Raw genomic sequence first — 13,694 nt, 5'->3', positions numbered from 1 at the left:
ACTTGTCCTACGGCATTCGAGCATAGGCCGGAAGAGTCAGGAACTCCGCGAAGTCGTCGTCCAGGGCGACCTCCTTGAACAGGGCCGTCGCCTGGGCGTACAGGCTCTCGTCGTAGCCCGGCTCGGCGGCGATCTTGTCCAGCTCTTCCATGATGATCTGTTCCACCAGCTCCTTCGTCACCTGCGCGCCGGTGTCGGCGAGGGTGATGTCGTTGTGGATCCACTGCCAGACCTGTGAGCGCGAGATCTCGGCGGTGGCGGCGTCCTCCATGAGGTTGTGGATCGCCGCCGCTCCCTGCCCGCCCATCCAGGAGGCCAGGTAGCGCAGCCCCACGTCCACGTTGCCGCGCAGCCCCGCCTCGGTGATCTCGCCGGGCGTCTCGGACACCGCCAGCAGCTCGGCCGCGGTCACGACGACGTCCTCGCGCAGCCGGTCGAGCTGGTTGGGCCGCGAGCCCAGCACGCCGTCGAACACCTCGCGGCAGATCGGCACCAGATCGGGGTGCGCCACCCACGACCCGTCGAATCCGTCGCCCGACTCGCGCGTCTTGTCCGCCCGCACCTTCTCCAGCGCCACGGCGTTCACCTCGGGGTCGCGCCGCGAGGGAATGAACGCCGCCATCCCACCGATGGCGTGCGCGCCGCGCTTGTGACACGTGCGCACCAGCAACTCAGTATACGCGCGCATGAACGGGGCCGTCATCGTGACCGTGTTCCGCTCGGGCAGCAGGAACTCGCGGCCCCTGGTGCGGAACTTCTTGATGACGCTGAACAGGTAGTCCCAGCGGCCCGCGTTGAGCCCCGCCGAGTGGTCGCGCAGCTCGTAGAGGATCTCCTCCATCTCGAACGCCGCCGGGTACGTCTCGATGAGCACCGTCGCCCTGATGGTGCCGTGCGGGAGGCCGAGCAGCTCCTGCGCCTTGGTGAACACGTCGTTCCAGAGCCGCGCCTCCTGGTGCGACTCGATCTTGGGCAGGTAGAAGTAGGGGCCCTTGCCCTTGTCGAGCTGCCGCTGGGCGCAGTGGAAGAAGTAGAGGCCGAAGTCGAACAGCGAGCCCGACACCGGCCGCCCGTCCACCGTGGCGTGCTTCTCGTCCAGGTGCCAGCCGCGCGGCCGCACCACGACCGTGGCCAGCTCGGCATCGGGCCGAAGGGCGTAGGTCTTGCCGCCGGTCTCGAAGTCGATCGTCCGGTCGAGGGCGTCACGCAGGTTGAGGTGGCCGCTCACGCAGTTTTCCCAGAGCGGCGAGTTGGCGTCCTCGAAGTCGGCCAGCCACACCTTGGCGCCCGAGTTGAGCGCGTTGATGGTCATCTTCTTGTCGACGGGGCCGGTGATCTCGACGCGGCGGTCCTCCAGACCGGGCGCCGGGGGAGCGACCTGCCAGTCGGACTCCCTGATCTTCTGGGTCTCCGGGAGGAAGTCGAGCATGCCGCCCGCCGACAGCTCCGCCTGCCGAGCCTGGCGGGCCTCCAGCAGCTCCAGCCGCCGGGCGCCGAACTCCCGCTGGAGAGCCGCCACGAACGCGAGCGCCTCCGGCGTGAGGATCTCGTCGAACCGGTCGAGCATCGGGCCGGTGATCTCCATGGGACCTCTCCCTCATATCATTTTCCATCTTATGGAAAACAATTTCTGGATTGTGGAAGTGAACGTACTCTCTGGGCGCTTCCCGGGTCAAAGCTGGGGTTGACCCCGGCCCACGTTCCGGGGCATCCCCGATGTGGCGGCGGCCATGCCGAGAAAGGATGTGGGCATGAAATCGATCGCCATCGCGGGCGGACTGCTGGCCTCCGCACTGCTTTTGTCCGGATGCGGGCTCGCGGCCGTCGGCGGCCCGTCGGACCAGGACACCGTTTCGTACGAGGTGACCGACAAGGTCACCACGCTGCAGCTCAAGAACGGCTCCGGCAACGCCGTGGTCACCGAGACGGGGGGATCGGCCGTACAGGTGGTCGAGACCCTGCGCTGGCGCGGCGACGCGAAGCCCGAGACCGAGCACAAGGTCGAGGGAGGCAGACTGATGCTCACCTACGACTGCCCGGCGAACTGGGGGAACTGCAGCGTCGACTACAAGATCGAGATCCCCAAGGGGCTGCGCGTCGACCTCGACGCCGGGTCCGGCGACCTCACGTTGAGGGGCCTGACCGGGGAGCTCTCCGCCCGCCTCGGCTCCGGAGACCTCGACGCCTCTGGGATGGCGAACAAGAAGGTGGTCGCCGAGACGGGGTCGGGGGACATCGAGCTGAGCTACGCCGCCGCGCCCGACAGCGCCGAGCTGAAGGCCGGCTCCGGGGACCTGACGCTCAGCGTTCCCGACGGGGCCTATGACGTGAAGAGCGAAACCGGCGCCGGCGACGCGAACGTCTCCGTCAAGACCGACGCCTCCTCGCCGCACAAGATCTCGATGAGCACCGGTTCCGGCGACGTCACCGTGTCGGCCGGATAACCACGTGATTACGCCAGGGATGTCGTGCCACCATCATGGGAAGACACCGGGGTGTCCGGACGTTCCCTCATAGAGATGACACGAATGCACGAATACACCGCGCCCGACGAGTTCGAGACCGGCGACATGGACCTCGAGGACCGGCAGGCGCTGCGCCGCGTGGCGGGCCTGTCCACCGAACTCCAAGACGTCTCCGAGGTCGAATACCGGCAGCTGCGGCTCGAGCGGGTCGTTCTCGTCGGCGTCTGGACCTCCGGCACCGCCGGTGACGCGGAAAACTCCCTTCTGGAGCTCAAGCTCCTGGCCGAGACGGCCGGATCGCAGGTGCTCGACGGCCTCATCCAGCGCCGCCAGAAACCTGACCCGGCGACCTACATCGGCTCCGGCAAGGCGCTGGAGCTGCGCGACGTGGTCGAGTCCAGCGGCGCCGACACCGTGATCTGCGACGGCGAGCTGACTCCCGGTCAGCTCCGCCAGCTGGAAGAGACGGTCAAGGTCAAGGTCATCGACCGCACCGCGCTGATCCTCGACATCTTCGCCCAGCACGCCAAGAGCCGCGAGGGTAAGGCGCAGGTCGAGCTGGCCCAGCTCTCCTACCTGCTGCCCCGCCTGCGCGGCTGGGGTGGCAACCTGTCCAGGCAGGTCGGCGGTCGCGCCGCCGGCGGCGTCGGCATCGGCGGTCGCGGCCCCGGTGAGACCAAGATCGAGCTGGACCGGCGGCGGATCCGCGAGCGCATGTCCAAGCTGCGCCGCCAGATCGGCGGCATGTCCACCTCGCGCGAGACCATGCGCTACCAGCGCCAGCGCCGCGAAGTCCCGGCCGTGGCCATCGCCGGCTACACCAACGCCGGCAAGTCCTCGCTGCTCAACCGCGTCACCGGCGCGGGCGTGCTGGTGGAGGACGCGCTGTTCGCCACCCTCGACCCGACCGTACGCCGGGCGCGGACACCGGAGGGCCGGCTGTTCACGATCGCCGACACCGTCGGGTTCGTCCGGCACCTGCCGCACCAGCTCGTCGAGGCGTTCCGCTCCACGCTGGAGGAGGTCGCCGAGGCGGACCTGATCCTGCACGTGGTCGACGGCTCGCACCCCGACCCCGAGGGGCAGCTCGCGGCGGTACGCGAGGTGCTGGCCGACATCGAGGGCGCCTCCGACATCCGCGAGATCGTCGTGATCAACAAGGCCGACACCGCCGACCAGGAGGTGATCGACCGGATCATCCGGCGTGAGCGGCACAGCGTGGTGGTCTCGGCGCGGACCGGCAAGGGCATCCCCGAGCTCATGGCGCTCATCGAGCGGGAGCTGCCGCGGCTGGACCACGAGGTCCAGTTGCTGGTGCCGTACGGTCGGGGGGACCTGATCTCGCGTGCCCACAAGGAGGGCGAGGTGCTCTCCGTGGACCACGTCGAGGACGGCACGATCCTGCACGCCCGCGTGCTGCCCAGCCTGTTCCAGGAGCTGGAGAGGGTGGGCAAGCCGGTCGAGCGCGTCTCCTAGCGGATCGCCCGCAGGTGCTTGGGCAGCTCTCGCCGCAAATAGCGCAGAGCTGCCCAAAAGCGGCAGTGGTCGCCGAACCCAGGGGTTGCTAGGATTGTCCAGACCAATCGTTGGCCTGCTTTTGGGTTTGGGTTCTGGGTTTCGGATGATGACTGCATGTGCCGAAGTCGTCAGCGGGGGCCATGGGGACGAGGTAAAGCTGGGTGACCGGTGGGAACAGTGGTCTTTCTTCCGAATAACCCTGTACAGCAAGCCCAGCTGTGAAATAACGTAACTGAACTGAAATCGCCGGATCATGCCTCCCGGCGATACGGTCACCGCACAGCTTGATGCGGATGAGAGCAGGAGACCCCCCATGTCGTCCGGACCCGGAGCGGACTCAATGGGCGCGGCCCAGGCCGTGCGCTGTGCGCTATGCCTGCCTCGGGGCCTGTCGGCGGGGCCGTGCGGGGCGGTGATGCGGTGACCGTTCGACTGCTGACCAACATCGGCCGCCTCTGGACCGGCAACGAGGTCCTCAGCAACGCCGCCATCCTCGTGCACAACGACCGCATCGCGTGGGTCGGGCGGGCGCCCGACCTGCCGCAGAGCGTGCCCGGAGTCGTCGACGACATCGTCGACGTCGACCATGTCGAAAACCTCGGCGGCGCGCTGGTCACGCCCGGCCTCATCGACGCCCACACGCACCCCGTCTACGCCGGCAACCGCTACGCCGAGCTGGCCATCCGCACCGGCGGCTCCACCTCCGCCTCGATCACCGCGGCGGGCGGCGGCGTGGGCTCGACCGTCACCGTGACCCGCGGCACCGACCCGTGGACCCTCTGCAACGGCGTGCGCGAGCGGCTGCGCGGCTGGCTGCTCAGCGGCACCACCACGGTCGAGGCCAAGACCGGCTACCACCTCACCCGCGACGGCGAGCTCGCCGACGTGCGGCTCCTGCGCGAGCTGGAGAAGGAGCCGATGATGCCGCGGGTGCACGTGACGTTCCTCGCGGCGCACGTGGTGCCGCCGGAATACTTCGGGCGGCAGCGCGAATACGTCGAGGCGGTGGGCGCCTGGTGCGCCGACGCGGCCGCGGCGGGCGCCGACAGCGTCGACGTCTACTGCGACGAGGGCCACTTCACCACCGAGGAGTCCCGCTGGGTGCTCGCCTCGGGCCGCAACGTCGGCCTGCTGCCGCGCATCCACGCCGGCCAGTACAGCCGCCGCGGCGCCGTGCAACTGGCCGCCGAGCTCGGCTGCGCCTCCGCCGACGGGCTGCACCACATGTCGGACGAGGACATCGCCATCATGTCCCGCTACGGCGTGCCCGCCGTCGTCTGCCCCGCCACGGCGCTCCAGCGAGGTCACCTCCCGCCGGTCCGCCAGATGATCAAGCACGGCGTGCAGATCGCGCTCGGCAGCGACCACAACCCCGGCTACTGCGGCATCACCTCGATGTCCCTGGTGATCGCCATGGCGGTGTCCGCGTTCGGGATGAGCGTCAACGACGCACTCCGCGCGGCCACCCTGGGGGGCGCCACCGTCCTCGGCGCCCCGGACCGCGGCGTGTTAGCCCCTGGGCGGCTGGCGGACATCGTGCAGTGGGACGCCGACCATGAGGGCGCCTTCGCCTGGTCCTTCGGCCTCAAGCCGCGGCGGGTGTGGCGGGGCGGGACCCCCGTCCAGTAGTTGATCTCGGGTGATGCGGCACCGGGTCGCGGTCGTCACGGACTCCACCGCCTGCCTGCCTGCGGGGGTTGGGATCACGGTGGTGCCGGCGCAGGTGGTGGCCGGCGACGCCCGGCACATGGATGTGGCCGGCCCGGCGGTCCCTGGCTCGGGTGACGACCGGCCGGCCGACCTCGCCGCACCGAGTGGCGGCGAGTCGTTGGCCGGGGGCGTTGGGAGGCCGGGTGGCGAGGATTGGTTCTCCGGCGAGTTGGTCGGCGCCACCACTTCCCGGCCCGCCCCGGCCCGTTTCGCCGCCTGCTACGCGTCCTTGGCCGCCGCTGGGGCCACCGGAATCGTCTCGATCCACCTGTCGCGTGAAATGTCGGGCACCGTGGAGTCCGCCATGGCGGCGGCCCGTGACGCGCCGGTGCCGGTGGAGGTGATCGACAGCCGTTCGATCGCGATGGGCCTCGGCTACCCGGTCCTGGCCGCCGCCCGAGCCGCCGCCGAGGGAGCCTCCCCGGAGACCGTCGCCTCGGCGGCCCGCCGCCGCATAGAGACCACGCGCACGTACTTCTACGTCGACACCCTGGACTTCCTGCGCCGTAGCGGTCGCATCGGCACCGCCGCCTCCCTCGTCGGCTCCGCCCTGATGATCAAACCCCTGCTCCACATCGCGGACGGCCGCATCCTGCTTTTGGAGAAGGTCCGTACAGCGTCGCGGGCCATCGCCCGGCTGGAAGACGTGGCGGTGGAAACAGCGGGTGAGCGCGCGGTGGCGGTGGCGGTACAGCACCTGGGGGCACGGGAACGGGCCGAAGCCCTGGCGGAACGGCTGCCGAAACGGATTCCCGGGCCGGCGGAGGTACGGGTGGTGGAGGTCGGGGCGGTGATCGGCGTACACGTGGGCCCCGGAATGCTCGGCCTGACGGTCACCTCACCCGACCTTTAGCCTCCCGCGCCGATCACCGGCAACTCTCGGACCAGTTCCGCCCCTTGCCATCGGCCCGGCATCGGGGCGCAGCCGCCGGTGGGGGCGCCAGACGGCAGGTGCCGGCCACCGCAGGGCGAGATGGCCGACGGGGCCAAGCGGTTGCCCAGCGGTGGCTTTCTGCGGCGTTCAAGCGGTTTCAACGGTGGCCTCCGCCGCGACCAAGCAGCTTCAACGGTGGCTGTCCGCCGCGGACCTGAGCGCGTCGAGCGTGGACTGGTGCGGCTGGTCGATGACGGCCTTCGACTCGTCCGCGAGGCCGGTCAGGCGGGCCATCTCGGCGTCGGTCAGGCTCTCGGCGACCTCGGCCGCGGCGATGTTGGCGCGCAGGTGATCGGGGTTCGTCGTGCCGGGGATGACGACCATCGCGGGCGAACGGCGCAGCAGCCAGGCCAGCGCAACCTGGGCGGGCGTCGCGCCGAGGCGCCTTGCGGGGCCTGTCAGCTCGTCGTAGCTGGTCAGCCGCCCGGAGGCCAGCGGGTAGTAGGGGACGAACATGATGCCTTGCTCCTCGCAGTCGGCGAGGACCTGCACGCCGCTGCGGTCGAGCAGGTTGAAGCGGTTTTGTACGGCGGCGATCGGCGTCATCCTCCGCGCGCGGGCCAGCATCTCCGGCGACGCGCCGGACAGGCCGATGTGGCGGATGAGCCCCTGGTCGCGCAGCTCGACGAGCACGCCCAGCGAGTCCTCCAGCGGCACGTCGCTTCGCGGTACCGGACTGTCGCCACCGAGTCTCAGGTAGGTCAGCTCGCTCACTTCCGTACCCAGGTCGGTCAGCGATTCGTGGACCTGGCGGCGGACGGTGTCCGGGTGGTCGGTGATGATCCACGACCCGTCCGGGCCGCGCCCGGCGCCGACCTTGTTGCCGACGATCACTCCCTCGGGGAACGGCCGCAGCGCCTCCCCGATCAGCTGGTTGACCGTACGCGGCCCGTACGCGTTCGCGGTGTCGAAGAACGTGACTCCCAGCCCGACCGCCAGGCGCAGCACCCGCCGCGCCGACTCAGGGTCGCCCGGCGGCCCCCACACGTTCGGCCCGGCGAGTTGCATGGCTCCATATCCGAGCCGATTCACTGGCTTCTCCCTCGATGTATCACTGCCACGCTAAACTGCGTAGCACTGCCTGTGTCAGTGATACGCCAAATGCCGTAGCATCGCAACCGTGGATGACGCGAAGACCCGTATCCGGCGGCAGATCATCGAGGTGGCGGCCGACCTCCTGGAACGGGAGGGCGCCCAGGCGGTCTCCACCCGCTCGGTCGCCGCGGCGGCCGGCATCCGCGCCGCCTCCCTCTACCAGTTCTTCGGCGACAAGGACGGCCTCCTCGCGGCCCTGGCCGTCCACGCCTTCGACACCTACCTGGCCGAGAAGCACACGTTGGCGCGTACCGACGACCCCGTCGATGACATGCGCCGCGGCTGGGACATCCACGTCGACTTCGGCCTGCGCCACCCCGCCTTCTACCTGCTGATGTACGGCACCGACCGTCCCGGCCGCCGCCCACCCGCCGCCGACGAGGCCAATGACCTCCTGCTGAAGTTCCTCGGACGTGCCGCCGCCGCCGGCCGCCTCCGGGTCCCGCCCGCCCTGGCCGCCCGCCTCCTGCTGGCCGCCGTCACCGGCGTCACCCTGTCGCTGATCGGCGCCCCCACCGAGGACCGCGACCCGGAGACCTTCACGAGAATGCGCGATGCCCTCATCGACTCCCTGACCACCGACCCGCCCCCGGCCACGGACCCCAGCCTTGCCTCCCGGGCCCTCGCCCTCGATGCCGCCCTCACCACCTTGGACGGCGCCACCCTCCCACTCCGCCCGACCGAAACCGCCCTACTCCGCGACTGGCTCCACCAACTCGCCCGCTGACGGGAGTCACCGGGCCTGTTGATCAGGCAGATCCGGAGCCTTGGGCGGCCGCCGATCGGCGATCATCCAGGCCGGCCACCGAAGGACAGGCCACGGGTCCCCGGAACCACTCACAAAACCGTCGCCCCGGACTTCGACACACGTCCATGCAGCGCTCATGGGGGGTCCCTCCGAGTGGTGGATCAACGATCTCGTTGTGCGTTGCCCAACTGGGCGAACAGAGCTGCGCGGGTGAGGAATCACGCCGCTGTGCGGGACATCACCTGGCCCTTCCCCAGCCCGCTCGCCCTTTCCTGGCCCGCCCGGACGGGGTGTTCCGCTCCAGACGCCAACTCCGCTCCAGGCGCCGTTATCCACAGTCGCGTCACCCCAGAACTGGCCTTATCCCCAGAACACGGCTCGGTCTCCTGGCGTTACCGCAGAACGCCTACATTCGCGGGCGTGCGAAGCCCCGATCCAACGGCAGAGCGGACGATAGCCGAGTCCCGGCTACGGTCGATCACCGCGCCTGCCCGCCGACCCTTCGCCCGGCATGCCAGGCCGAGCACCCGCCGAGACGAGCCGTCCACGTCCAGCGCCCGCCATTCCCGTGATCGCCCCCAGCTTCGCGAAGCCGACGATTGGCACATCCCAGACCCGGGCGACCTCACGGCCCTCCGGAATGTCCGGGACCAGAGCGACCTCAGGGACCTTCGAAACCTCCCGGACTCGGCGGACCCGAGCGGCATCTGGAATGTCCTGAACCCGGGCAGCCCCAGGGACCTCCCGAATGCCCCGGACTCGAAGGACCCCACGGGCATCTGGAATGCCCCAGACCTGGGCAACCCCTGGGATGCCACCCTCGATAGCCCCGACGCACTGCCACCCCCTCGTCCACGAACGATCAGCCCTGTCCCTCTCCCGTCCTCCTTCCAGGCATTCCGCAAAGCGCTCGCCTCCCAGGCGCCGAGGCTGGGCTCCACGCTCGACCCGGGCAAGCCGGGACTTCGCGTGCTGCTCGCCATCGCCGCCCTCGCGGTTGCCGTCGCGGCCTTCCTCGCCTGGCAAGCCCAACCTTCCCCAGATCCCTTGCTACCCCCAACACCGATCTCGTCCGCGCTCCCGTCTCCCTCCTCCTCCGCCACTGCCACCAAGGTGACCGTCCACGTCGCCGGCAAGATCCGTGACCCCGGCGTCTACCTGCTCCCTTCAGGCTCCCGAGTTACGGACGCGGTGACGGCTGCCGGAGGAGTGTCCCGAGGCGCCTCCATCGGCCCGCTCAACCTCGCCAGACGCCTGATCGACGGCGAACAGATCGTCGTAGGAGCCACCACGGGCCAAGCCGCCGCCCCAGGCACCCCCGCCCTGGACCCCGCCACCGCCATCCTTGACCTGAACGCCGCCACCACCGACCAGCTCGAACAACTCCCAGGCGTCGGAGAGGTCCTGGCGGCCCGAATAGCCGAGTTCCGGACCAGCCACGGCGGCTTCACCACAGTGGAACAGCTACGTGAAGTTAACGGCATAGGCCCACGAAAGTACGACGAGATCAAGCCGAAGGTCCGGGTCTGACATGCGCCATCCGCATGCTGAAAAAGCGGGCCGCCCCCGGACTACCGACTCGGACCGCACGCGAGCTACCAAGGCCGACCACACCCGCATGCTCCCTGGCACGGACGGTCTGGACATTGCCTCTGAAGCGTTGAAGCGCAGCACGGGCAGGCCCAGGTCCGTCCCCGAGAGCCTGGACGGTGCTCGCGTTGGGCGGGGCGGTGGTGCGGACGGGATGGGCCCTGTCCGTGGCGAGCTGGATGTCGCCCTGGAGCCGCGGGGCAGTGGCGGTGCTGGGTCTGGGTCTGTCCCGGGCGGGCTGGACGTTGCTCGTGACGGCGGAGGCAGCGGTGCGAACAGGGTGGGCTCTGACCGCGACGGGCCGGATCCTGGCCCTGCCGGCGGACTCAACCCCGACGCCGACAAGCGCGATCACGCTTGGCCCCTGATCCTCCCTGCGGTTGCCGCCTGGGCCAGTGCACTGGCGCTGCTGGGTTGTTCTGCGCTCACGGGCATGGCAGTCGCGATCTGCGCCGCCCTTGGCGCCTCAACCGTGGCGTGGTGCGCCCGCTCGCGACCTGAGCCGCCGGCCTGGCCCTCCACCTCGCGGCTCAGGTCCCCGACCCAATATGTGGGCCTGCGCCCCGGGCCTACAGGCTCTCCCGCCCTCTCACGACCCGCGCCGCCGGCCTGGTGGTTCCGCCTCTGGCCCAGGTCTTCGTCCTGGCGCGTTGGCTTGCGCCCTGAATCGCCGGCCTGGCGCAACATCGCCGTCGCCACACTCATCTGCGCCGCGGCATCGTCGGCATCAGTGGCCTTCCGAGTGCACGCACTCACGACGGGTCCCGTGCCCGAACTGGCCGCCCACAACACCGTCATCACCGCCCAGATAGCCCTGACAGACGACCCCAAACGGAGAGCCAACAGAGGTGGGCACTTCAACCAGGACAGCTACGTCATAGCGGCCACCCTCAAGAGCATCCGGACCGCCGTGACGAGGCAGACCGTCGACGTCCCCGTCACCGTCTTCGCCGCCGGAAACGCCTGGAAGGACTTTCTGCCCAGCCAGCGTCTCGAAGTCACCGGCCGCCTTGTAGAGCCGACCCCTGGCGACCTTGTCGCGGCCATACTCCTGGTGCGTGGCCCACCTAGAGTCCTGAGCCAACCGTCCGGGCTTCAGACGGCGGCGGGTGCCCTCAGGTCCGGCCTCCGAGCCGCCGCCGACACTCTCCCTCCGGATCAACGTGGCCTGCTTCCCGGCCTGGTGGTCGGCGACATCTCGCGCATGGACCCTCAGGTAGCCTCCGACCTCAAGGAGTCCGGCCTCAACCACCTGCATGCGGTAAGCGGGGCGAATCTGGCGATCGTCGCAGGTGCGGCCCTCGCGCTGTCCCGCCTGATCGGCCTTTCGCTCCCCGTCAGGGCGATCTTCGCAGCCCTGGCAATGCTGGCCTTCGCCGTAGTCGCCCGCCCCTCCCCAAGCGTCCTCCGTGCCCTCCTCATGGGCCTGGCTGCCGCCATTGCACTGGGCACCGGCCGAGCACGCGACGGGCTCGCGGCGTTGTCGACCACGGTCCTGTTCCTGGTGCTGTTCGCCCCCGAACTGGCCCGCTCCTACGGCTTCGCCCTCTCGGTCGCCGCCACCGCCGGAATCCTCATCCTGGCCCCACGCTGGCGCGACCACCTGTCAACCCAGAATGCCGAGAAAGATCAGAACACCCAGACCGCCCAGGACGCCGACGGCTCCGGAAACGCCGATGATGCTCGGAGCCACCACGACCCCCAGCAAACGAACGGTACCCGGAGCATCCAGCCTGCCCGGTACACCCAGGTCGCCTTGGGCGATGGAGCCGGCGAAGCCTCAGGGGAGTCTTGGGGAGGAGAGGGCTGCTCGAGGTCCAGCGGTTCGAGTGGAGAAGCGCCCCGTGGCGGTGCCCTCAAGGTGTGGTGGCGGTTGCCGCGATGGGCGGCTGAGGCGGTGGCTGTGCCGGCGGCGGCGCAGGTGGCCGTGACGCCTGTGCTCGTGTTGATGGCGGGGCAGTTGACGCCGGTCGCGGTGCTCGCCAACCTGCTCGTGGCTCCAGCGGTGGCGCCCGCGACCCTGCTCGGGTTCGGGGCCGCCCTCGTGGCGCCCGTCTGGCCGGATGGCGCTCGGTTGCTGGTTGTCCCGGCGGGCTACGCGGTCGGGTGGATCATCACGGTCGCCCGGTGGGCGGTGAACGTGCCCTTTGCCACGTTGCCGTGGCCTGGTGGGCTTCCGGGGGTGGGGCTGCTGGCGCTGGCGGTGGCCATCGCGATCCCGATCCTGCGGCGCCGTGCCTGGCGGGCGATGGCGTTGACGGCGGCCGGTGCCGCCTTGGTCGCGGTGCTCGTGATCCGGCCCATCGCAGGCCCGTGGCCGCCCAAGGGATGGCTGATGGTGATGTGCGACGTAGGGCAGGGGGATGGCCTCATCATCGCGTCGGGACCGGGGAGAGGCGTCGTGGTGGATGCCGGGCCGGATCCGGTCACCATGGATCGGTGCCTGCGTCGGGTGGGGGTCAGAGAGGTGCCTTTGCTCGTCCTCACTCACCCGCATGCCGATCACGTGGACGGCCTGCCAGGAGTCCTCAGGAACCGGCGCGTCGGAGCCGCAGTCGTCAGCCCGCTTGGTTCGGTTGGGCCGCTTGGCTCGGCCAGCGCTTCTGGCTCTGCCAATTCGGTTGGCTCGGTTGGATCACTCGGGCCGCTCAGCCCGCGGGGAACCGGCGCCCGAGCCGGTGAACGCGTCTCGGCGACGCTGGCGCATCATCGGATTCCGGAATGGATCGCCGTTCCGGGCACTCGGTGGCGGTTCGGGCCCTCAGAGCTCACCATCCTCGCTCCCGATCCCGCGCTGGGCGAGACGTATGGCTATGGCGAAGGCAGTGCCATCAACAACTCCAGCGTCGTCCTCCACGTACGCTGGCGGTCCGGGTCGGCGTTGCTCGGCGGAGACCTGGAAACCGAGGCACAGGAGCAGCTCCTGCATCGGATGGACATCAGGGCCGACATCCTCAAGACCCCACATCACGGGTCGAACAGGCAGTCTCCGGAGTTCCTGTCGTCCCTTGGTTTACGCGCTGCGCTGATCAGTGCAGGCGCCGACAACGACTACGGTCATCCAGCCCCGAGCACTCTCGGCCTGCTACGTCGCCTCGGTGCCACCGTTTACCGGACCGACCAGTCGGGGGACCTTGCGGTGGTAGAGCGGGATGAGGGATTGGCCGTGGTCTCACGGGGGCGATAGTTGGGCGATCGCGGAGCGGGTGGGCGGATCGAAAGCGCCAGGGTGTCGAGGGCGTAGTTGTGGTGCGCTGGGGTATCGGGCTGCTGGGGCGTTGAGGTGCTGGAGTGCTGGGGTGTCTGGATCAGGCGTTGATGTCTGCAGGCCAGTGGTTGATGAGTTTGCTTGATGATGGGGTGAGGTTTGGGGGAGGGGGCTTTCAAGGCGAGGGGCTGGGAGGCGTGGGTGACTGTGTGCACGTTTGATCGCCTGTGGGGGCGGTTGGTCTGTTTCTCTCGGGTGGAGTGAAGGGCCGTAGGAGGGGTTGCTCTCAGGGGGATAGGCGGTGGCGGGCGTGGGCCGCCGCGAGCACCCCACCTACCTCGGCGGTGCTGATGAGCACCGCCATGTTGGCCTGTGACGTACGCCCGCCGGTGATCTCGTCCACGGCCCGCATCAGGTGTTTGGTGA

At 69.6% G+C, this 13,694-nt stretch carries 9 protein-coding genes; 7 read left to right on the top strand and 2 right to left on the bottom strand.

Annotation, left to right across the window (positions count from 1 at the left end; genetic code table 11):
• Positions 1–7: 7 nt before the first annotated feature.
• Entirely contained in the window at positions 8–1,585 is a 1,578-nt protein-coding gene (gene aceB, locus ABGB18_RS25910; protein ID WP_347698187.1) for a malate synthase A, read from the bottom strand.
• A 166-nt stretch (positions 1,586–1,751) separates the two neighbouring features.
• On the opposite strand from aceB, the gene ABGB18_RS25905 reads away from it, so the two are divergent.
• The 4 genes from ABGB18_RS25905 (at position 1,752) to ABGB18_RS25890 (ending at position 6,546) form a co-directional block, all read left to right on the top strand.
• Positions 1,752–2,444 (top strand): DUF4097 family beta strand repeat-containing protein, encoded by a 693-nt coding sequence (locus tag ABGB18_RS25905; RefSeq protein WP_347698186.1) that lies wholly within the window; start codon positions 1,752–1,754, stop codon positions 2,442–2,444.
• A 75-nt stretch (positions 2,445–2,519) separates the two neighbouring features.
• Positions 2,520–3,941 carry a GTPase HflX gene (gene hflX / locus ABGB18_RS25900; protein ID WP_347698185.1) on the top strand — a complete coding sequence of 474 codons (1,422 nt, stop codon included), beginning with the start codon at positions 2,520–2,522 and terminating at the stop codon, positions 3,939–3,941.
• Positions 3,942–4,403: 462 nt separating this feature from the next.
• Entirely contained in the window at positions 4,404–5,612 is a 1,209-nt protein-coding gene (gene hutI, locus ABGB18_RS25895; RefSeq protein ID WP_080041975.1) for an imidazolonepropionase, read from the top strand.
• Positions 5,613–5,625: 13 nt separating this feature from the next.
• The gene (locus ABGB18_RS25890; RefSeq protein WP_347698184.1) at positions 5,626–6,546 is read left to right on the top strand and encodes a DegV family protein; all 921 of its coding nucleotides are present in this window, start codon (positions 5,626–5,628) and stop codon (positions 6,544–6,546) included.
• A gap of 210 nt (positions 6,547–6,756) precedes the next feature.
• On the opposite strand, the gene ABGB18_RS25885 is transcribed toward ABGB18_RS25890, so the two are convergent.
• Positions 6,757–7,659: an aldo/keto reductase gene (locus ABGB18_RS25885; RefSeq protein ID WP_347698183.1), complete on the bottom strand. Its 903-nt coding sequence runs from the start codon at positions 7,657–7,659 to the stop codon at positions 6,757–6,759.
• An 88-nt stretch (positions 7,660–7,747) separates the two neighbouring features.
• Here ABGB18_RS25885 and ABGB18_RS25880 point away from each other — a divergent pair, with 88 nt between their 5' ends.
• The 3 genes from ABGB18_RS25880 to ABGB18_RS25870 all read left to right on the top strand — a co-directional run bounded on the left by ABGB18_RS25880 (position 7,748) and on the right by ABGB18_RS25870 (position 13,247).
• Entirely contained in the window at positions 7,748–8,449 is a 702-nt protein-coding gene (locus ABGB18_RS25880; RefSeq protein ID WP_347698182.1) for a TetR/AcrR family transcriptional regulator, read from the top strand.
• Between the two features lie 1,134 nt (positions 8,450–9,583).
• The gene (locus ABGB18_RS25875) at positions 9,584–10,000 is read left to right on the top strand and encodes a ComEA family DNA-binding protein (RefSeq protein ID WP_347698181.1); all 417 of its coding nucleotides are present in this window, start codon (positions 9,584–9,586) and stop codon (positions 9,998–10,000) included.
• Positions 10,001–10,826: 826 nt separating this feature from the next.
• The gene (locus tag ABGB18_RS25870) at positions 10,827–13,247 is read left to right on the top strand and encodes a ComEC/Rec2 family competence protein (protein WP_347698180.1); all 2,421 of its coding nucleotides are present in this window, start codon (positions 10,827–10,829) and stop codon (positions 13,245–13,247) included.
• The last annotated feature ends 447 nt before the right edge of the window (positions 13,248–13,694 follow it).

Origin of the sequence: Nonomuraea sp. B12E4 (assembly GCF_039871825.1) — a bacterium.
In the GTDB taxonomy this organism is placed as follows: domain Bacteria; phylum Actinomycetota; class Actinomycetes; order Streptosporangiales; family Streptosporangiaceae; genus Nonomuraea.
Note: the sequence above shows the minus strand (reverse complement) of the source record. Positions and strands in the feature narration are given on the sequence as shown.